General features: G+C 65.1%; 21 protein-coding genes. 11 read left to right on the top strand and 10 right to left on the bottom strand.

The window, feature by feature from the left end; translation table 11 throughout:
• Positions 1–167 precede the first annotated feature (167 nt).
• The 7 genes from KXR83_RS05560 (at position 168) to crtI (ending at position 4,998) form a co-directional block, all read left to right on the top strand.
• The gene (locus KXR83_RS05560) at positions 168–464 is read left to right on the top strand and encodes a hypothetical protein (RefSeq protein WP_437423940.1); all 297 of its coding nucleotides are present in this window, start codon (positions 168–170) and stop codon (positions 462–464) included.
• Positions 451–603 carry a hypothetical protein gene (locus KXR83_RS05555; protein ID WP_437423939.1) on the top strand — a complete coding sequence of 51 codons (153 nt, stop codon included), beginning with the start codon at positions 451–453 and terminating at the stop codon, positions 601–603. The genes KXR83_RS05560 and KXR83_RS05555 overlap by 14 nt, the downstream gene beginning before the upstream one ends.
• Entirely contained in the window at positions 600–848 is a 249-nt protein-coding gene (locus tag KXR83_RS05550) for a DUF3263 domain-containing protein (RefSeq protein WP_437423938.1), read from the top strand. The genes KXR83_RS05555 and KXR83_RS05550 overlap by 4 nt, the downstream gene beginning before the upstream one ends.
• Positions 835–1,419, top strand: a complete 585-nt coding sequence (locus KXR83_RS05545) for a DUF2510 domain-containing protein (RefSeq protein WP_437423937.1) — start codon at positions 835–837, stop codon at positions 1,417–1,419. The genes KXR83_RS05550 and KXR83_RS05545 overlap by 14 nt, the downstream gene beginning before the upstream one ends.
• A 455-nt stretch (positions 1,420–1,874) precedes the next feature.
• A complete protein-coding gene (gene idi / locus KXR83_RS05540) occupies positions 1,875–2,450 on the top strand; it encodes an isopentenyl-diphosphate Delta-isomerase (protein WP_437423936.1) in 576 nt (191 codons plus the stop codon).
• Between the two features lie 38 nt (positions 2,451–2,488).
• Positions 2,489–3,406 (top strand): phytoene/squalene synthase family protein, encoded by a 918-nt coding sequence (locus KXR83_RS05535; protein WP_437423935.1) that lies wholly within the window; start codon positions 2,489–2,491, stop codon positions 3,404–3,406.
• Positions 3,403–4,998 (top strand): phytoene desaturase family protein, encoded by a 1,596-nt coding sequence (gene crtI / locus KXR83_RS05530; RefSeq protein WP_437423934.1) that lies wholly within the window; start codon positions 3,403–3,405, stop codon positions 4,996–4,998. Before KXR83_RS05535 ends, crtI begins: the two co-directional genes overlap by 4 nt.
• A gap of 61 nt (positions 4,999–5,059) precedes the next feature.
• On the opposite strand, the gene KXR83_RS05525 is transcribed toward crtI, so the two are convergent.
• From KXR83_RS05525 to KXR83_RS05515, 3 genes are all read right to left on the bottom strand, one after another.
• Positions 5,060–6,175 carry a polyprenyl synthetase family protein gene (locus KXR83_RS05525; RefSeq protein WP_437423933.1) on the bottom strand — a complete coding sequence of 372 codons (1,116 nt, stop codon included), beginning with the start codon at positions 6,173–6,175 and terminating at the stop codon, positions 5,060–5,062.
• A gap of 140 nt (positions 6,176–6,315) precedes the next feature.
• Positions 6,316–7,101: a class I SAM-dependent methyltransferase gene (locus KXR83_RS05520; protein WP_437423932.1), complete on the bottom strand. Its 786-nt coding sequence runs from the start codon at positions 7,099–7,101 to the stop codon at positions 6,316–6,318.
• The gene (locus KXR83_RS05515; protein ID WP_437423931.1) at positions 7,098–7,805 is read right to left on the bottom strand and encodes an alpha/beta fold hydrolase; all 708 of its coding nucleotides are present in this window, start codon (positions 7,803–7,805) and stop codon (positions 7,098–7,100) included. The genes KXR83_RS05520 and KXR83_RS05515 overlap by 4 nt, the downstream gene beginning before the upstream one ends.
• A gap of 116 nt (positions 7,806–7,921) precedes the next feature.
• On the opposite strand from KXR83_RS05515, the gene KXR83_RS05510 reads away from it, so the two are divergent.
• On the top strand, positions 7,922–8,623 hold the full coding sequence (locus KXR83_RS05510; RefSeq protein WP_437423930.1) for a CDP-alcohol phosphatidyltransferase family protein: 702 nt from the start codon (positions 7,922–7,924) through the stop codon (positions 8,621–8,623).
• Here KXR83_RS05510 and KXR83_RS05505 read toward each other — a convergent pair.
• The 6 genes from KXR83_RS05505 to KXR83_RS05480 form a co-directional block, all read right to left on the bottom strand.
• The gene (locus KXR83_RS05505) at positions 8,602–10,125 is read right to left on the bottom strand and encodes a phytoene desaturase family protein (protein ID WP_437423929.1); all 1,524 of its coding nucleotides are present in this window, start codon (positions 10,123–10,125) and stop codon (positions 8,602–8,604) included. The genes KXR83_RS05510 and KXR83_RS05505 overlap by 22 nt on opposite strands.
• Positions 10,122–11,021, bottom strand: a complete 900-nt coding sequence (locus tag KXR83_RS05500) for a YihY/virulence factor BrkB family protein (protein ID WP_437423928.1) — start codon at positions 11,019–11,021, stop codon at positions 10,122–10,124. Before KXR83_RS05500 ends, KXR83_RS05505 begins: the two co-directional genes overlap by 4 nt.
• A gap of 37 nt (positions 11,022–11,058) precedes the next feature.
• On the bottom strand, positions 11,059–11,532 hold the full coding sequence (locus KXR83_RS05495) for a phosphoribosyltransferase (RefSeq protein WP_437423927.1): 474 nt from the start codon (positions 11,530–11,532) through the stop codon (positions 11,059–11,061).
• A gap of 32 nt (positions 11,533–11,564) precedes the next feature.
• A complete protein-coding gene (locus tag KXR83_RS05490; protein WP_317713139.1) occupies positions 11,565–12,584 on the bottom strand; it encodes an LLM class flavin-dependent oxidoreductase in 1,020 nt (339 codons plus the stop codon).
• A gap of 154 nt (positions 12,585–12,738) precedes the next feature.
• Entirely contained in the window at positions 12,739–13,434 is a 696-nt protein-coding gene (locus tag KXR83_RS05485) for a type 1 glutamine amidotransferase domain-containing protein (RefSeq protein ID WP_437423926.1), read from the bottom strand.
• A gap of 78 nt (positions 13,435–13,512) precedes the next feature.
• Complete coding sequence (locus KXR83_RS05480; RefSeq protein ID WP_437423925.1) at positions 13,513–14,487, bottom strand: EamA family transporter; 975 nt, start codon at positions 14,485–14,487, stop codon at positions 13,513–13,515.
• Positions 14,488–14,564: 77 nt separating this feature from the next.
• Here KXR83_RS05480 and KXR83_RS05475 point away from each other — a divergent pair, with 77 nt between their 5' ends.
• A complete protein-coding gene (locus tag KXR83_RS05475; RefSeq protein WP_437423924.1) occupies positions 14,565–15,110 on the top strand; it encodes a CGNR zinc finger domain-containing protein in 546 nt (181 codons plus the stop codon).
• A 9-nt stretch (positions 15,111–15,119) separates the two neighbouring features.
• Here KXR83_RS05475 and KXR83_RS05470 read toward each other — a convergent pair whose 3' ends face one another.
• Entirely contained in the window at positions 15,120–16,169 is a 1,050-nt protein-coding gene (locus KXR83_RS05470) for a type III polyketide synthase (protein ID WP_437423923.1), read from the bottom strand.
• Between the two features lie 267 nt (positions 16,170–16,436).
• On the opposite strand from KXR83_RS05470, the gene KXR83_RS05465 reads away from it, so the two are divergent.
• Together KXR83_RS05465 and KXR83_RS05460 are read left to right on the top strand one after the other, a co-directional pair.
• Positions 16,437–17,729, top strand: coding sequence for a glycosyltransferase (locus KXR83_RS05465; RefSeq protein ID WP_437423922.1), 1,293 nt, complete (start codon positions 16,437–16,439; stop codon positions 17,727–17,729).
• Positions 17,726–19,255, top strand: coding sequence for a bifunctional 3-(3-hydroxy-phenyl)propionate/3-hydroxycinnamic acid hydroxylase (locus tag KXR83_RS05460; RefSeq protein ID WP_437423921.1), 1,530 nt, complete (start codon positions 17,726–17,728; stop codon positions 19,253–19,255). Before KXR83_RS05465 ends, KXR83_RS05460 begins: the two co-directional genes overlap by 4 nt.
• Positions 19,256–19,290 lie beyond the last annotated feature (35 nt).

Raw genomic sequence — 19,290 nt, 5'->3', positions numbered from 1 at the left:
TCCTGCCAAGCCACCACCGGTGGCACCCTTGGCGCACATTGCGAGAGCAATACCCGCACCTACGGGTGGTGACAACGCGGCACTTACCGGCGGGCCGTCACGGTCACCACGACGGCCGGTACATCTGGATATGTGCTGGCCTCACTCAGGTTCAGCGTCGTTGCGCGTTGACGCACGAGCTGATCCACGTCGAGCGGGGCATCTTCCCGGCGGACGCGGCAGAGGAAGCGCTCGTCGAGCGTCTCACCGCGCTGCGGATGATCACATTCGAGGAGCTGCTGTCCGCATTCCGCTGGGATCGCCACCCCGACCCAGCCGAGATGGCCGAGGAACTGTGGGTGACCATCGACGTCCTCGACACCCGCATGCGCCACCTGGACCCCATCGAAGTCGCCGACCTCGAGTACCAGCTCGGCGGCGACTGGAGCTACGCACGAACGGAGCCACGCCATGAATCCGCATGACAATCCACCGCCGCCCGAAGGCACCCCAGGCGTCGTCTACTGCCGCTTCTACGGCGAAACCGAACTGCAGAAGTTCCAGCGAGAATGGGACGCCGAATACGACCGGCCGGACCCCGACGGATCGGAGTTCGGCGCATGACCGACCTCGAGCGCGCGATCCTCGATTTCGAGAGCAGGTGGTGGAGGTATGCCGGCGGGAAAGAAGCGGCAATCGTGCGCCGTTTCGAAATGTCGGTGATCCGTTACCACCAAAAGCTCAACCAGATACTGGATAATCCAGAAGCGCTCGCGTACAACCCGATACTCGTGAATCGGCTGCGGCGTCTACGTTCCCAGCGGGTCGCAGCCCGCGTGCAGAGAAGAGACTTGCGTGGCCAAGGATGACTTTTCGATCAACCCGAAATACCGCCGTCCTGGTTGGTATCGGGACCCACTCCCCGAATTCAATGGCCAGCGTTACTGGGATGGCGACGAATGGACAGCACAAACGCGGCCCCGTCCGGACGGCGTTCGTTCGTCAGCGTCAGGTACGCGCACCGGTACGAGCAATACGATCGGCTGGGTCGTAGCCAGCGTCATTGGCCTCGCGCTCCTCATCTCAGTTCTTGTAGGCGTCGGGTCCGGAGGTGACGACGAGGATGCGGACGCAGCGCCCGGCAATGTGGGCGACACGACGACCGCAGCACCAGCTGACCCGGTCGCCAGTAGCGACGATGACGAGACCGCGAAGAAGGCCTGCCAGAACTCAGTCAAGAATCAGCTCAAGGATCCGGACTCCGCAAAGTTTCGCTCGGTCAAGATCGTGTCCCGTGACCCGGCCGACGGCTGGACAGTGGTCGGTGAGTTCAACGCAAACAACAGCTTCGGAGGCAAGGTCGGCTACACGGTCTTCACTTGCTCAGCCACGATGGCGGACTCGGAGACGGTGACCGCGACCGCAGTACTCCTGGAGTGAATGGACGCCCGGTCTATTGTTGCCTCAGGCAACACGCCCGGAGGGTTTTCCCAGGTGGCTCGATATTCTGGCATCATCGTTGGTAGCACATTCGTGCAGGTAAACCCCTATTTTCCCTGGCAACGCAAGGGGTTCGATTCCCCTTAGCTCCACAGAAACATCGAGCTCCACAGAAACACCGGGCCGAATACGCGCCAGCTACCTCGAAACGCTCCACCTACAGGTGGAGCGTTTCTGCGTATGTGGAGCGTTTGGCGCGGATCGGCCGCTGGGCAGGAGTGACCAGGCCTCTTGCTGGGTATCCGAGGAGAAGCAGCGCCGGTCCAGCCCGCGATCTCCAGGCTGTGCGCATGCCCGAAGGGGACCAAAAACTTCTTCTGGTCGAAGACGTCCGCTCTGTTAGCGGTTCCGAATACCAGGAGAGGAACATACACACCCGAAAAGACGAGGTATGCATGACCGACGACTTGGTGGTTTTGGCAAGCGCTGACGGACGTCCGTGTGGGACGGCCGACAGGGCGACCGTGCACACCTCACACACACCCCTGCATTTTGCATTCTCGTGCCACGTGGTCGACGAGGGCCGGTTGCTGATGACCCGGCGTGCACTGAGCAAGCGAACATGGCCCGGCGTATGGACCAATTCTTTCTGTGGGCATCCGCGGCCGGGTGAATCCGTCGAGGACGCGATTTACCGTTACGCGCAACGCGAGCTGGGCATCGATGTCGAGGATCTGCGTTGCGTGCTACCCGACTTCCGCTATCGGGCCGTCGATTCCAGCGGCGTGGTGGAGAACGAGATCTGTCCGGTGTTCGTCGCGAGTCCGGTGGGGACACTGCGGCCTGACCCGGACGAAGTTGCCGAATACGCGTGGTCCGACATCTCCGATGTGTGGGCAGTTGTCGACCGTGCCCCGTGGGCCCTGAGCCCATGGCTCGTCGAACAGATCCGGTCGATGCCCGCACCCGACCCCTACGGTCTCGACGCACATCCCAACTGGCTGCGGGCGCAGATGGAGGTCAACCGATGACTCTGCGAGCCGGTGGACCGAAAGCGAGGGCGAGTCGAATGGTGCAAACACGTGGGCGCATGGATGCGATGGCGCCGTATCTGCGGTACGACGCAGCAGCCGACGCCAGTGCGGCGTTGGTGATCCGTTGTTACTCTTCGTCTTTCGGGCTCGCGACCCGAATGCTCGGTGGGCAGGTGCGGCAAGACGTCCGCAACATCTACGCACTGGTGCGGATAGCAGACGAAGTGGTGGATGCCCCTCGGCCCGGTCAGGATGGCGTCGACCGGCTGGTGGAGCTCGACAAGCTCGAACAGGACACCTTCGCCGCGATCGACACGGGGTCGAGTGCCAATCTTGTTGTCCACGCGTTCGCCAGGACCGCTCGTCGAGTCGGGATCGACAAGGAACTCGTCGCACCGTTTTTCCATTCGATGCGCACCGACCTGCAGCGCACAAAGCACGACTTCGCGAGCCTCGGTTGCTATATCTACGGCTCTGCTGAAGTGATCGGCCTGATGTGCCTGTGTGCATTCGTGGCCGGTGAACCCAATCCCTCCGGTCGCTACGCGGAGCTGGCGCCTGGCGCCCAGCGCCTCGGTGCCGCATTCCAAAAAATCAACTTCCTCCGGGACTTCGGCGACGACAGCGACGGCCTCGGACGGCAGTATCTTGTCGGCCTCCAACCCGACGACCTCGACGAAGAGATCTGGAGCAGCTGGCTCGACGACATCGAGATGGACCTGGCTGCGGCCGCGGAGGTCATTCCGCGGCTACCGCGAGGCTCTCGCGTGGCAGTGTGTACCGCACACGACCTGTTCGCCGAACTGACCCGGCGCCTGCGGGCGACGACGGCGGCGCAAGCTCGGCTGACCAGGGTGCGCGTGCCCACGCCGGAGAAGGCGCGCATCGCGGCCAGAGCAGCCCTGCGCCGTGGGCGACCTCACGACATCGATACGGAGAACAGCTTCAAGTGACCGCACCATCGAAAAAGGTAGTCATCATCGGCGGTGGTGTTGCGGGGCTGGCCACTGCTGCCCTGTTGGCTCATGACGGCCACGACGTCGAATTGGTCGAGAAGAACGATGATCTCGGTGGCCGTGCCGGCTCCTGGGAGCACGACGGATTCCGTTTCGACACCGGACCGTCGTGGTGGCTGATGCCCGAGGTGTTCGACCACTTCTTCGATCTGCTCGGGACGTCCACCGAAGAGCAGGTCGACTTGGTTCGTCTCGAACCGGGCTATCGAGTGTTCTTCGAGGGCGCCGACGAGAAGATCGATGTCGAAGGTGACGAAGAACGTAACCGAGCACTGTTCGAGAGCATCGAGCCGGGTGCCGGAGCGGGCTTGGGCGATTACCTCGACTCCGCCCGGCATGCCTACGACATTGCCGTCAAACGTTTCCTCTACACAAGTTTCGATTCGCCGCGAGCCTTCCTCGGCCGAGACGTGTTGCGCAACGCACCGAAGCTGGCCGAGCTGCTCACCAGGTCGTTGCAATCATTTGTCTCGCAACGATTCTCGGATCGACGACTGCAACAGGTTCTCGGTTACCCGGCGGTGTTCCTCGGGTCTTCCCCGGAACGCACGCCGGCCATCTACCACCTGATGAGCTGGCTCGATCTCGCTGACGGAGTCTGTTACCCCGACGGGGGTTTCACCACGTTTGTCGAGGCGCTGTCCCGGCTGGCGGCCGACAACGGGGTGCGACTGCACACCGGTACGGCCGCGACCGCAATTCTCACCCGCCCGCGGGCCGGTAGTCGACAGGGTCGTCGGGTCATCGGGCGACGACGCGACGAGGTTGTCGGGGTGCGGGTCGCCGACGACCATGGCACCCACCGGGATATCGCGGCGGATATCGTCGTGGGCGCCGCGGACCTGCACCACGTGGAGACCAGGCTGCTACCGGAGCATCTGCAGACGTTCCCCCAACGGTGGTGGGACAAGGCGACTTCGGGGCCCGGCGCTGTCCTGGCGTATCTGGGCGTGCAGGGAAGTCTTCCTGAACTGGCTCATCATTCGCTGTTCTTCACCGACGACTGGACAACCAACTTCGACGCGATCTTTGAGTCCCCGACGCACATGCCGGATCCCGCGTCGCTGTACGTGTGCCGCCCGTCCGCGACGGACGACTCCGTGGCGCCCGCAGACCACGAGAACGTCTTCATTTTGGTGCCCTCACCTCCGGATCCCGGTCTGGGACGTGGGGGCATCGACGGTGCCGGCGCTCCCGACATCGAAAAGGTCGTGGACCAGGCTGTAGCGACGATCGCCTCCTGGGCGAACATCCCGGATCTCGCCGAGCGGATCGTCGTCCGGCGGTCGGTGGGGCCAGCCGACTTCGTCGACAACGTCAACTCGTGGTCTGGTGGTGCACTCGGCCCCGCGCATACGTTGCGGCAGAGTGCGTTTCTGCGCGCCACCAACCGCTCCCGCAAGGTCGAGGGCCTGTTCTATGCGGGGTCGAGTACCCGCCCCGGCATCGGTCTGCCGATGTGTCTGATCAGCGCCGAACTCATCCGCAAACGCCTCAAGGGAGACCGGACCGTCGGTCCGTCACACTGACGCGTCGGTCCGTCACACTGACGTCGGCCAGTCACACCGACGCGCCTGCCGGAGAGGTCGGTCAGGCTTGGCGCCAGACGCACTTCTCGATGAGGGTGGTCAAAGCCTGCCGGGTGACGGTGTCCACCGGCAGTGAGCCCACGATTTCCATTGCGTCGCTCGTGAGTTCACCGATCCGCGCTTCGATGGCCTGATCGGCGCGGGTCTCGGTGAGCACCGAACGCACGGCCTCGAGGTCGGCGTCGGTCAGTTCGGGATTGCCCAGCGAGCGCCTGAGGACTTCTTTTTGTGTGCTGCCGGCACGCGATTCGGCGACCGCCATCAACAGGGTGCGCTTGCCCTCACGAACATCGTCGATCGCCGGCTTGCCAGTGATCTGGGGGTCACCGAACACACCCAGGAGATCGTCTCGCAGCTGGAAGGCTTCGCCGGCGGTCAGTCCGATCTGGTCGTAGAGGTGCAGGAGCCTGTCATCGGCGCCGGCGATCGCGCCACCGAGTCGAAGCGGATGGCTGATCGTGTATTTCGCGCTCTTCAATCGGAGGATGAGGTCGGCGCGGCGGCGGGAGGTGGCGGCCTCGGTCTGGCTGAGCATGTCGAGGTACTGGCCCGCGTAGGCCTCGTCGCGCATCTGCGACCAGATGGCCCGAACCGCGCGGCGCGACCGCGGATCGAGAGTGTCGGTGGCCATCGCGGACAAGTCGTCAGACCACGACAGGCACATGTCGCCGACCAGGATGGCGGCCGCCGAGCCATGTTCGTCACCGTCGCCGAGTCGTTGCTGTCGCGCGTGCTCGGCCGTGAAGTGGCGGTGCATGGTGGGCAGGCCGCGCCTGGTGTCGCTGTTGTCCATCAGGTCGTCGTGTACGAGCGCAGCGAAGTGGAAGAGCTCGATCGCCGCCGCCATCTCGGCGACCCCGGCAGTCAGTTCGCCTCCAGTCACACCGTATGAACCCCACATGCAGAACTGCGCTCGTAGTCGTTTCCCGCGGTCCAGGCTGTCGGTGACGGCCGTGGCCAGGGGGGTGACCTCCGCGCTCAGGTCGCTCATTGCGGCCGAGTGGTCGGAGACATGGGCGGTGAGCACGGCGTTGACAGCAGTGACGATCTCGTGGCTTCGGTCTCGGAGCAGATCGTTGAAGATCGGCGCGTCGGTGTGTTGATCTACTGACGTCATGTGGCGTTCTCCGTCCCCGAGCGGCGGTCAGACTGTTGAGTCGTTGCATTGGTTTCTTCGGAACAGAACCCGAATCGGATGGGTCGGCGCATCGACTGATGGCCGGTGTCACACAGGCACCGCTCCCGGACACGGCCAGGTCACTGAGGGCCGGCCACGTGGGCCGTGACAAGCCAGGCCCGCGCGTCGAACCAGACACCGTCTCCACGTTGGTGGCTCGCCAGCATGTCGCGCAATCGTCCCGTGGCCTGTTCCACCTCGAGCGGACTCAGCCGTGCCATCGTGTCGGCAACGTTTGCAAAGCCACCGACCCATTCGAGTGCGGCGTGAACGTCTCGGCCGTATAAGACCGGCTCATGGACGCCGTCCACGACGACGTCGACAAACCCGGCATCGCTCATGATCGCGGTGACGGTTGATGGGTCGGCAAGTGAGAACGCATCAGGTACCTGACCGGGGCCCGAGGGGCGGGGTGTGCCGAGCGCCCGGGCGATGGCCGAGCTCCACTCGTTGTGCTCGCGTGCCTGCCACACGAGCATGGCCAGTCGCCCGCCCGGCCGTATCGCGCGGCCGATGTTGGCGAACGCTGCGACCGGATCGTCGAAGAACATGGTTCCGAAGCGACTGATCACGACATCGAAGCCGCCCGGTGTGAACAGATGGGTCTGTGCGTCCGCGACCTCGAACGTCACGTTCGAAAGTTGCTCGGCGTCAGCGAATTCGCGGGCCCGCTCGATGGCCGATTCGGAGATGTCGATCCCGAAGGCATTGCCGGCGTGGGCTGTTCGCGCCGCCTGGCGCGTGGAGTGTCCGGTTCCGCACCCGATGTCGAGAACGCGGTCGCCTGCTCCGACGGCGCAGGCCCGATGCAGTGGTTCATCGTAGAGCGACAATTCGGCGTCGTAACCGTCGTAGATGTCTGTCATGGCAGCACCTGGCCGCCGGTCTTCTGCCCGGCAATCGCAGGCGCCAGGCCCTTTTCGGCCGCATAGGTGTGGAGGCGGTCTGCCAACTCGGATGGTCGACTGAGTGCGGGAGTGTGTCCGCCGTCGATCTCCTCCGGTGTGAGGCCGAGTCGCTCCGTGACCACCCGACGAAGGTAGGCAACAGGGAACACCCGGTCATCGCGGCAGATCAGCACTCGGGTGGGCACATCAGGCCAGGCGCGCAGAAGTGAGGGTTCGTCGGCCCGCGCCTCGGACTCATCGCGACCTTTCGCAACGGCCTGCGCGGCCAGCTCCGGCGGCACGTCGTGATAGAACAGCGCGACAACATCGTCGTAGTGCGTGCGCTTTTCGTCGCCGAGGCGAGTGTTGGTGAAGTAATCGCCGGGTGCTTCACCAGGGGTCGGGATCATCGGCGCGACCAGAACGAGCAACTCGACGGCGACCCGCTCGCAGACGAGGGGAGCGGTGAGACCGCCCGCCGAATGCGCGACGACAACGATGTCGGACCGATCGCCCACCGCAGCGGCAATTGTGTCGGCATACTCGGCAACGCCGGCCGAGTGGTCCTCGCAGGGCAGATCAGGCGCGACGGTGTCGTGTCCCCGCGTGCGTAGATCGGATTCCACGAGGTGCCAGTACCAGCCGACATCCCCGGCCCCGTGGATGAACGCGAAGGTGGCCACGGCTTCCTTCCTCTGCTCGATCGAAGTGCGTCCCAGCCCGCACCACGTTGCCGGTTCATGTCGTACGCCACGGTGCGGTCGGGTTTGCGAGTCGCGGATCGGAGGTATCAGTACTCATGCGGCCCGTGTTTTCCCGTGAAGAAGCGTATGCCGGATGGTCGCGTCTGCATGGTGGTATCGATCCCCGGAGTTCGATATGGATCAGCGGTTGGGTTCGTATCGCTCACACATGCGCGACCCCGTTGGTGCGCGCAGGTGTCAGCCCCAGCACGGTCACGGTGGCGGGTGTCGCGGTCATGGCGGCCGTTCCGCTGATCGCTTCGGCCGGTGCCGCGTGGCCCATGGTGGCCATGCTCGTGATCCTCGTCGGCGCGGTGCTCGACGGTGTGGACGGCGCAATCGCGGTACGCGCCGGCAAGGCGTCTCGATGGGGTCGGGTACTCGACCCGTTCGCCGACCGCTGTTCGGACCTGTTGCTGATCCTCACCCTGGTTGTCCTCGGTGCTCCTGCGTGGCTCGGGGTTTCGCTCGCCCTGCTCACGTTGTTGCTCGAATCCGTGCGCGCGCACGCCCAGGCCACCGGGATGGAGGGGCCCGGAGTGCTGACCTGGTGGGAACGTCCATCGCGGGTGATCGTCGCTTCCTTCGCCACCGCGACCAGCGCCATCGAATGGTGTGCCAGGCGTTCGGGGATCGACGTGTTGCCCGCGCTCGACAGCATCACCCTGGTGACCATCTACTCCATCATCGCGACCGTGTTGGCCGTTGCGGGCCTGGCCCAGTTACTGGTCGCTGTTCACTCCGACCTAGAGGACTGACTGCCCTCAGCGTTCCCGATCATGTCAGCGACGATCTTGGCCGACATCATCACCAATGGCAGGCCGCCCCCCGGGTGGGCAGAGCCGCCGACGAGGAACAGGCCAGGAACGGGCGACCTGTTGGCCGGCCGCAAAAACGCCGCCATCGCACCGTTGGACGAAGTGCCGTAGATGGAGCCGCCCGGTGTCATCGTCCGTCGCTGCAGATCGGCCGGGCTGATGATCACCCGGTTCTCGACCTCGCCACGTACATCCAGCCCGCGTTCGGCCATCAGGTCCAGGATCTGGTCGGCGTACCGGTCGCCCAGCCCGGGGGCGTCCCAATCGGTACCCGATTCGGGGTCGTGCGGAGGCGCGTTGACAAGAACGAACCACGCACCCGCGCCCTCATGCGGAACGATCGCCGGGTCGGGGGGAGCGCTGAGATAGATCGTAGGACGAGGAACCGGACGGGCCCGACCATGACGGCCGAAGACCGCGTCGAACTCGTCGTCGTAGTCTTCGGCGAACATCACATGATGGTGTGGCTGTCCGGCAGGGGCGTTCTGCAACGCCAATAGGATCACGAACCCGGACAGCGAACGGGTGGTGCGACGCAGGCGCCATCGTGCCTGCCGGATCGACCATCGGCGAGCCGTGAGCAAGGTGCTGTAGACCTGGTGCGCATCGGCGTTGGCCACCACGGCATCCGCGGAGATGACTCCTCCGTCGTCGAGCCGAACACCGCTGACACCTGTTGCGTCCGAGACGATCTCGGTGACCTTCGTGCCAAGACGTACGTCGACGCCCAAGGTCAGCGCGCGATCGAGTAGCGCGGCAGCGATACGCCCCAGACCCCCGGCGACGTACCAGGAACCGAAAGCCTGCTCCGCGTACGGCACACTCGCCAGTGCGGCCGGGGCCCTGCGGGGATCAGACCCGGTGTACGTCGCGTATCGGTCGAGCAACATCCGTAGTCGGGGATCGGACAGATACGACTTACCGATCCCGCGCAACGACCGCCACGGTGCCACCGCCGCGAGCTCATCGAGGCGGCGAGAGAGTCCGAGCATCGTGCGGACGTCTATCGGTGATTCCAGGAACGGGATGCGGGTGACGTCCCAGATCCGTTGGGCGCGCTCGGAGAATGCACTCCACTGTGCGCCTCGTCCCTCGCCCAGTGCCGCGTCGAGTGCGGCGGGGATGTCGCGCATGTCGCCGGGGAGATCGAGGACGGCGCCATCGGGGAAGGTGTACCGGCAGGCGATGTCGAGGCGTTGGAGTCCGAGTTCGTCGGATGCCGAGCCTCCGCCGGTCGCGGCGAACAGATCGTCGAGAACCTGGGGGAGAGTCAACAGGGATGGGCCCGTGTCGAACACGAAATCATCGATCTTCTCCACACCGAGCTTGCCGCCGACCGTGGCGGCTTGTTCGACGAGGGTGACAGCGTGCCCCTGTGCCGCCAGACGTGTTGCCGCGGCCAATCCGCCCACACCCGCTCCGACAACAACGATGTGGCTCAAGCCTTCTCCTCCGGATCGTTGCTGGTGTGGTCGGGTTCGGCCCCACGCCGGCCGTCCACCACGGTGTCGAGGGATCGTGTCACCGCCCAACCCATGATCACCACCATATGCAGGATCCAGAGCCACAGACCGACCGCGACCACACCACCGATGACATCGAGACCCGCGTAGGGGATCCCGACGTCGATGGGCAGCGACAGGAACAACGCGAAGCCCTGGAGGAATCCGGCCATGAACGATGCGGTGGTGACTGCGCCTACCGCTGCCACCCACCATCTCGGGCTGCCCGGTGTCACAGCGCGATACACCCAGACGAGTGCCACCGACAGCACCAGCCATGTGGTGAGGAACCCGATCCAGGTTCGGAAGATCAGGTCCCCCGCACTGCCGGTGCCACCGCCCTCCGGTGCGAAAGTGACGAGCTGCTCGCCCACGGTCCGGAACACCAGTCCGAACACCGGTATCGCGACCAGCAATGCCAGTACGCGGGCACGTGCGCGCCATCCGGTGAATCGGTCGGGTTCGGGCGCCATCGAAAGGCATGCGCGCCGCAGACCTTCGCCGTAGAACGATGCCGGGAACAACAGGACAAGTGCCTTCAGCGGGTCCATCTGTACCCCGGCCTCGACCAGTGCGTCGTACGCCGGTCGTGCCCCCATGTCCGGCGGGATGAGGACCCGAAATGCCAGCAGTTCCTCCTGGGCCTGCTGGTCGGGTTCGAACCATGTGGTGCTCCACACCGCGAGCAGGAACCAGGGGACGATGGCGATCGCGGCGAAGTAGGTCAGCGTTGCGGCAGCACCTGCGATGTCGCCGCCGGCCAGACGCTGTCTCGCTCCGCGGAGAACAACGGCGGTCTCGCTGGTCAGTGTGCGCCGATTGATCACGGCGCCCACTGCGCGGCTCGACAGTACGGCTGGACGTGCACCGTGGTCAGCGAGGCGTGATGGGTGGCTCGGTGGACCAGGGGAAGTTGATCCAGCGGTCGGTGTACCGCCAGGTGTAGTCGGCCTTGATCACCGAGGCAGGCTTCTCGTACAACACCGCCGTCCGTACCTCGGAGGCGTGATTGCGACAGAAGGTGTGTACGAGTTCCAGTGTCTTTCCACTGTCCGCGACATCGTCGACGACGAGTACGGTCAGGCCGTCCAGTTCGGTGGCATCGAGGATGGGCGGGAGTATCACCGGCTCGTCGAGCGTGGTGCCCACACCGGTGTAGAACTCGACGTTCATGGTGAACAGTGATTTGCAGTCGAGCGCGTACGCCAGCGCCCCGGCCGGCACCAGGCCCCCTCGGGCGATGCCGAGAACCACGTCGGGCGCGAATGCGGAATCGGCGACCGTCTGAGCGAGTTCACGACTCGCCGCCCCGAAAAGGTCCCAGGTGAGTACTTCACGTTCGCTCATCGAGACATGGTCGCACGCAGGCGCGGGCGATGTCAGCGCCAACCGAGGGCGGGCGCGACGTGCGTCAGGATCGACTCGATGACGTGTGCGTTGTAGTCGGCACCGAGCTGGTTCGGCACGGTGAGAAGTAGGGTGTCCGCTGCCGCGATCGCCTCGTCCTCGCGGAGCTGTTCGATCAACCGGTCCGGTTCGTCGGCATAGCTCCGGCCGAATCGCGCCGTGGTCCCGTCGATGATGCCCACCTGATCGGCATCTTGCCCGCCACGCCCGAAATAGGCGCGGTCCCGATCATCGACAAGTGCAAAGATGCTGCGGCTGACGGACACTCGCGGCTCGCGCTTGTGTCCGGCTGACTCCCAGGTCTCGCGGAAACGCTCGATCTGTTCGGCCTGCAGTTGATGAAAGGGCACTCCGGTGTCTTCGGTCAGCAGGGTTGAACTCATCAGGTTCATACCTTGCTCGGCTGTCCACTCCGCGGTGGCCCTTGTACCGGCACCCCACCAGATGCGGTCCCGCAAGCCGGGCGATTGGGGCTCGATGCCCAGCAGGCCAGGGGGATTGGGGAACATCGGCGACGGGTTCGGCTGCGCGAACTTGGCGTTGTCGATGACCTTCAGGAAGACATCCGTGTGCTGGCGGGCCATGTCCGCGTCCGAGGCGTCCTCGTTCGGCGCATAGCCGAAATACCGGTAGCCGTCGATCACCTGCTCGGGCGAACCACGGCTGATGCCGAGCTGCAGTCGGCCACCCGAGATCAGATCCGCGGAGCCGGCGTCCTCGGCCATGTACATCGGGTTCTCGTAGCGCATGTCTATGACGCCGGTCCCGATCTCGATGCGACTGGTTCTCGCCCCGACTGCGGCAAGAAGTGGAAATGGCGACGCCAGCTGCCGAGCGAAGTGATGCACGCGGAAATAGGCGCCATCAGCGCCGAGTTCCTCGGCCGCGACCGCGAGGTCGATCGACTGCAGCAAGGTGTCGGCGGCTGAGCGGGTCTGTGAACCGGGTGAATCCGACCAGTGCCCGAACGACAAAAATCCGATGTTCTTCATGACACTGTAAATGAAACCACGGTCCGTTTAATTCCGCGCCGTGGCCCCGTACAGAAGACGCCGTCAAGACGCCGACAACAAGACGCCGGCAACGACGGGGCTGATCGGTCTCTTCGACCGCTCGTCGTTGCCGGCGCCCATGCACCAGTTGTGGTCAGCCGAGATCGGCGAGAATCCTCTGCGCAAGCGGTGCGGACGACGCTGGGTTCTGGCCCGTGTAGAGGTTGCGGTCCACGACAACCTTGGGTGCCCAGGGCTCGCCCTCCTGGTAGTCGACGCCGAGATCGATCAGCCGGTCCTGGAGCAGCCACACGGCCTTGTCGGCCAGGCCTGCCTGGGTTTCCTCGGCATTGGAGAATCCCGTCGCCTGGTAGCCGGCGAAGGTGAACGATCCGTCATCGCGGGTCGCGGCCAGCAGTGCGGCGGGAGCGTGGCACACCACACCCAGTGGTCGCCCGGAATCGATGGCCTCGGTCAGCAGTCGACCGGACACCTCGTCGACCGCGAGGTCTTCCATGGGGCCGTGACCACCGGGGTAGAAAACTGCCACATACTGGCTCAGGTCGACGTCGTCGAGAGAGATCGGCTGCTTCAGTTCTTCATTCGACTCGAGTTTCGCGGCGATCGCGTCGGCCTTGTCCTGCCCACCGTTGGCGTCGGCGGCCAAACTGCCCTGGTCCACCACGGGTACCTTGCCGCCTGGGGTCGCCACCACCACCTCGTGGCCGGCGTTCGTGAACTCCTCGTACGGCGCCACGAACTCCTCGGCCCAGAAACCGGTCGGATGCTTGCTTCCGTCCTTGAGGGTCCAATGATCGGCGGCGGTCATCACGAACAACACCTTTGCCACAACATGCTCCTTTGCACTTTCGTCCGGTTCAGCCGTCTGTTCATCGGCCTTGTGGTGCAAGTCCGGACCCCTGGCGGGTTATTCCACGGATACCCGTGCCGCGAGTTGTGAATCGCTTTTGAGTCGACCGCCCATGTTGACCGCCACCAGCCCCGACAGCAGCACCGCCGCGCCCGCCAGTTGGGCCGCGGTCATGGTCTGGCCCAGCAGCCACCACGACACCACCGCGGAGGAGAGCACCTCGATGAGCGCCACGAACGACGCGGGGGTGGCGCCGAGGAGCCGAACGGCATGTACGCCGGTGACGTACGCGAGGCTGGTGGAGATCCCGGCTATCGCCAGTGCGACCACCCACCAGGGCACCGAGGTGTCGGCGAGCACGGTGGACCCGGTGCCCGCGGCCATGGGCAGCAGACCCAGCGCGCCGGCGATGCCGATCACCGCTGTACCGAGCAGCAATCCGCCGGTGGTCAGGGCCAATGGCTCCACGCTCTGACCCGATTTGCCGAAATCCTCGGTGGCCAGGATGAAATAGGCCGCGAGTCCGACTCCGGCGATGACGGCCCACACGAACCCGACGGGGTCGATGTCACCGATGTCGCCGCCGCCGACGATGACCATCACCAGACCCGCCAGTGCGATGACACAACCGAGGCCGGTCAAGGGTGTCGGCGTGCGTCCGCGGATGAGCCAGTCGTACCCCACCACGAGGATCAGCCCCGAGTATTCGATGAGCAGGGCAACCGGCACGTCGAGGTATCGGACCGCGTTGAAGAAGCTGAGTTGGACGACGGCGACGCCGAGGATGCCGTAGGCGATCACGAGCATCGGCGATCGGGCCCACTGGGCAAACAGGTTGCGGCGCAGCATTATCAACGGAACGAGGAGTAGGAGCGAACCGGCGCCCAGGCGTACGGCCGTCACTGAGGCTGAGGACCAGCCGCTGTCGATCAGTCCCTTGGCGAGCGGCCCCGAGGTGCCGAACGACACGGCCGACGTCACGCCCATCACCAAGCCGAACCCGGGCAGGGTGCGCGCATCAACGAACTTCAAGATTCCTCCGATGAGGGTGACAGGAGTAAAACTGTTTACACTCATGACAGCTAAACGGATCGCTGGTAAGGAGTCAAATGCTATTTGCTCATGACACCGACGTCGCGTTGGTGGCCACTGCCGCGTTGATCAACTCCGGCCGCGACGACGTCGACACGCTGAGCACCACCGGCGAGCTCCGCGACTTCCTCGACGACCAGGGCTACACGGGCCGCCGGGACGGCGACGCCGCCGAACTCGATGCCGTGCGAGCACTGCGCACCCGGCTCGACACCCTCTGGCAACTCGGGATCGATGACGCGGCGCACGAGGTGAACGTGATGCTCCGAGAGGCTGACGCCCGGCCGTACCTCACCCGCCACGACGGTTGGGATTGGCATATTCACGTCACCGAACCCGAGGCGCCACTCGCCGACCGGATGGCTGCAGAGAACGCGATGGCGTTGATCGACCTGATCCGCACCGATCAGCTGAGCCGACTGAAGACATGTGCGGGTGAGGGTTGCCGGCTCGTCTTCATCGACCTGTCCCGCAACCGATCTCGTCGATTCTGCAGCGATGGGGGATGTGGCAACAGGGCCCACGTCGCGGCATACCGCAGGCGCCGCGCCGAACAGGACTGATCGGACCGATCAGAGGCGGAACAGCATCGTCTCCGCAGTCAAGCCTGGCCCGAATGCCATCGCACTGCCCATCCCGGTCGGGCCTCCCGCAGCTGCCCGTTTCATCATCTCGGCGAGCACGAACAGCACGGTGGCCGACGACATGTTGCCGTAGTTGTCGAGCACGTACCGCGACACCTCCAAGGCGGAGGGCTCGAGTTCGAGTGCGTTCTCCACCGCGTCGAGAATGGTGCGGCCCCCCGGGTGGATCGCCCAGAGATCGATGTCGCCAGGGGTGCGCCCGGCAAGGATGAGTTTGAGGTTCTCCTGGTTCAGTGCGCGGCCCAACTGTCCGGGCACCTTGCCCGAGAGAACCATGTCGAAGCCGGCGTTGCCGATGCGCCAGGTGATCAGATCCCGCGTATCGGGAACCATGACCTGTTTGAACGAGTCGAGCTCGATGCCCGATGGATCGGCCGAGATGACGGCGGCGGCACAACCGTCCCCGAAGATCAGGAACGACAACATCGATTCCAGGCTCTTGGGCTGCTGCATGTGGACCGAGCACAGCTCGACGCTCACGAGCAGGACTTTCGCCTGTGGGTTCGCGCGGACGATGTTGTCGGCGGTCTTGAGTCCGGTGATGCCGGCGAAACAGCCCATGAACCCGATCTGGGTGCGGTCGACGTTGGGGCTGATGCCACAGGTTTTGATGATGTCGTAATCGATTCCCGGAGAATAGAATCCGGTGCAGGTGACGATCACCAGATGGGTGATCTCGTTGGCCGCGTCACCGAGATCGAGGCCTTCGACGGCCTTGCGTGCGAGTTTCGGGGCCTTGTCCTCGTACTCGACCATGCGTGTCTCGGTGTCGACCGAGCTCGGGTTTCCGCCGTAGAAGGTGATCGGGTCCTCCACCGCGGACCACCGATGAGAGATCTGGGCGCGCTCTGCCATTCGCCGGAACAACAGCATCTTGCGTCGTTCCTCGATCAGTTCGGGCGCGTGGTCGACGAAGATGTTGTGGACATCGAGGTCAGGTACAGCGGTGCTGATCTGGTTGACAAAGGCAGTAGCCATGAGATGAAGTCCGAATCTTGTCTCAAAAGAACTGGGGCAGTCGTTTTCTCGCATCCGTGCGAACGTCGTGACTGACGCAAACGTAGGTCCGATCGGGTGCCACCGCAACCGTGAGGCGCCGGTTCGACCGTGATTTTCAGGAGATCTTCAGGGCGTGTCGTTCAGCCGCTCGACCTTTGGGCCGCCGATCCGTCGCGGCGACGTCGATGATGGCGCTCGTGTGGCAACATCGGGAGTTCGGTGGGGCTGGAAGGACGAGGTTCGCAGGTGCCCGGTGTCTTGTTGTGCAGTGCGCCGCTGACCGGCCATGTGGCGCCGATGATCGCCATCGGCAGACAACTCCGGCTGGACGGCTGGACCGTTGTGGTTCTCACCGGCAGCCGGTTTCGCCGCCGCATCGAAGAGGCGGGATTGGCACACGTTCCGCTTCCTGCGTCGTGTGACTTCGATGACCGCGACCTCGACCGGGTCTTTCCCGGCCGCCACCGGATGCCCGGCGTCCTGCGGTCGCGTTTTGACCTCGAGCATTTGTTCGCAGCAAAGATCGCCGACCAATACCGGGCGCTGTCGGCGCTCGTGGCCGAGACCGACGTCGATGTGGTGCTGGCCGAGAACCTGTTCCTGGGTGTTCTCCCACTGCTCACGCGGGCCGGCCGGCGGCCGAGAGTCGGTTCGGTCTGTACGTCGCCGTTGATGGTGAACAGCCGGGACACGGGTCCGTTCGGGCCAGGGATCCCGCCGTCGACCACGCGCCTGGGCATGATGCGCAACCGATTGCTGACCGTCGGTGCCGAACACCTCGTGCTGCGCCGGGTGCAACACCTCGCCGACACAGCGGTGCGTGAGTGCGTCGGGCACGGTGCCGGCGCGTTCATCCTGGATTGGCCACTGCTGGCAGACGACATCTTCGTGCTCACCACGCCATCGTTCGAATACCCGCGACGCGACCTTGCCGACCGTCTCGACTTCGTCGGACCGGTTCTCGATCCGGTTGGCAGCCAGCATGATCCGCCGGAATGGTGGCCCGAGGTGACCGCGTCGAGGCGAGTTGTGGTGGTGACGCAGGGCACCCTCGACAACGGTGACCTGAGCAAGCTGGTGGAACCGACCCTGGCCGGTCTGGCGGACATGGACGCCGTGGTGGTCGCTGCGACAGGTGGCAAACCGCAATCGTCGGTGCGGGTTCGAACGGCCAATTCGATTGTCACAGAGTTCGTTCCGTTCGATCTCATGCTGCCGAAGGCAGACGTGCTGGTCACCAACGGCGGCTGGGGCGGGGTGCATTACGCGCTGAGGCACGGCGTTCCGATGGTGGTTGCCGGGACAACCGAGGACAAGAACGAGGTCGCCGCCCGAATAGTCCGGTCCGGGTGTGGGATTCGGCTCCGATCAGCGCGACCGCGGGCGATCCGTCGCGCGGTTGACACGGTGCTCTCCGATCCGGGGTATCGCCGGCGTGCTCGTGAACTGGGTGATGAGATCGCGCAGCTCGACGGGCCGGCCAACATCAGCCTGGCGCTCACCCGGCCCCCGCGGGCACAAGCGGGGTCGGCAGGATGACAACGGTGCCGGTGGTGGTCGTCGGGGCCGGACCGACAGGGCTGACCGCGGCCTGCCTGCTGGCCGCACACGGTGTTGATTGTGTGGTCGTCGAACGGCGACGGGGCGTGCATCCGTTACCTCGCGCTGTTCACCTCGACGACGAGGTCTACCGGATACTGCAAAGTGCCGGTGCGGCAACCGAGTTCGGGCCCAGTGGACGAGCCGCACACGGCTTGCGCCTGGTGAATCCGCGGGGTCGGGTGCTGATGGAGTTCGCACGTGAACGCGCCGTGGGTCACGGGGGCTGGCGTGAGTCCACGATGTTCGATCAGCCGGACCTGGAACGGGCACTGCGCGGCGCCCTGGCCGAACACCCGGGTACGCAGGTGATGGAAGGCTCTCTCGTAGAGGCGATCACACCCGGAGCCGACGGGGCGGTGGTGAGCGTCCGACGGGACTCCGGTGCCCGCGCCACGCTGCACGCACGCTATGTCCTCGGTTGCGACGGCGCTTCGAGTGCGGTGGCGCAAGCCATTGGGGGGACTTGGCGCGACCTGCGATTCACCCAGGAGTGGCTGGTCGTCGATGTCCGTACCTCCCACGAGGTTCCGATGTGGCCGGGCGTGCACCAGGTCTGCGCCGGATCTGGAGCATCGACGTTCATGCGAATCGGAGCTGACCGGTACCGGTGGGAGTTCCGGCTACCGGCCGATCTGGATCGCGAGCCGGACGCGCTCTGGGCACTCGGTGAGATACGGAGGTCGTTGCCCGGCAGCTGCGACATCGAGGTGGTCCGGACGGCGCGATACCGGCACGCCGCGCGGGTGGCACGGCGTTGGCGCGCAGGCCCCCTGTTCATCCTGGGCGACGCAGCACATCTCACCCCGCCCTTCATCGGTCAGGGACTCGGCGCAGGACAACGCGATGCGATGAACCTCACCTGGAAGCTCGCTGCCGTACTCGACGGTCGCGCGGACGACCGTCTGTTGGACAGCTACCAGACCGAGCGCGCACCGCACGTCCTGCGGTCGGTGGTCGCGGCAACAGCGATCGGCCGGGCCATGACCGTCGAGCCCGGACCGGGCAGAGCGGCCGTGGACGCGGTGTTGCGTGGGCTCGGCGGTGCGCCAGGTGCCGCGACCATCGGGCCGCGGCTGATCTATCCGCGGGTCGGCAGAGGAAGCCTGCACGCACGGGAGCGCATCCGACGGGGGAGTGGTCGACTCGGCGCGTTGTTCCCCCAATTCGTCCTGCGCTCGGCCCCTGACGGCGAGATGCTGGCCGGCTCCGACGACGTGCTGGGGCTCGGCCCGGTGCTGGTGCACAACGGTCGGTTCACCGACGAGTTGGCCGACCACGCCGATGCCGTTGGTGCACGCAGAGTGACGGTTGGCGAGTTCGGCCCGGCCGCACCTCAACTCACCCAGTGGCTTCGCAGCGGCCATCTCAACGCAGTTCTCGTTCGGCCGGACCGGGTGATTGCTGCCGCAGAGTCGACGTCCGGCCGGGTCACCGCGTTCAGGACATGCGCGTTCAGGACCTGATCGTGAACGTGGCCGCCCGCGGCGTGCACTGCGCC

The sequence above is a fragment of the Williamsia muralis genome, assembly GCF_051487485.1.
Taxonomy (GTDB): Bacteria; Actinomycetota; Actinomycetes; order Mycobacteriales; family Mycobacteriaceae; genus Williamsia; species Williamsia muralis_B.
Note: the sequence above shows the minus strand (reverse complement) of the source record. Positions and strands in the feature narration are given on the sequence as shown.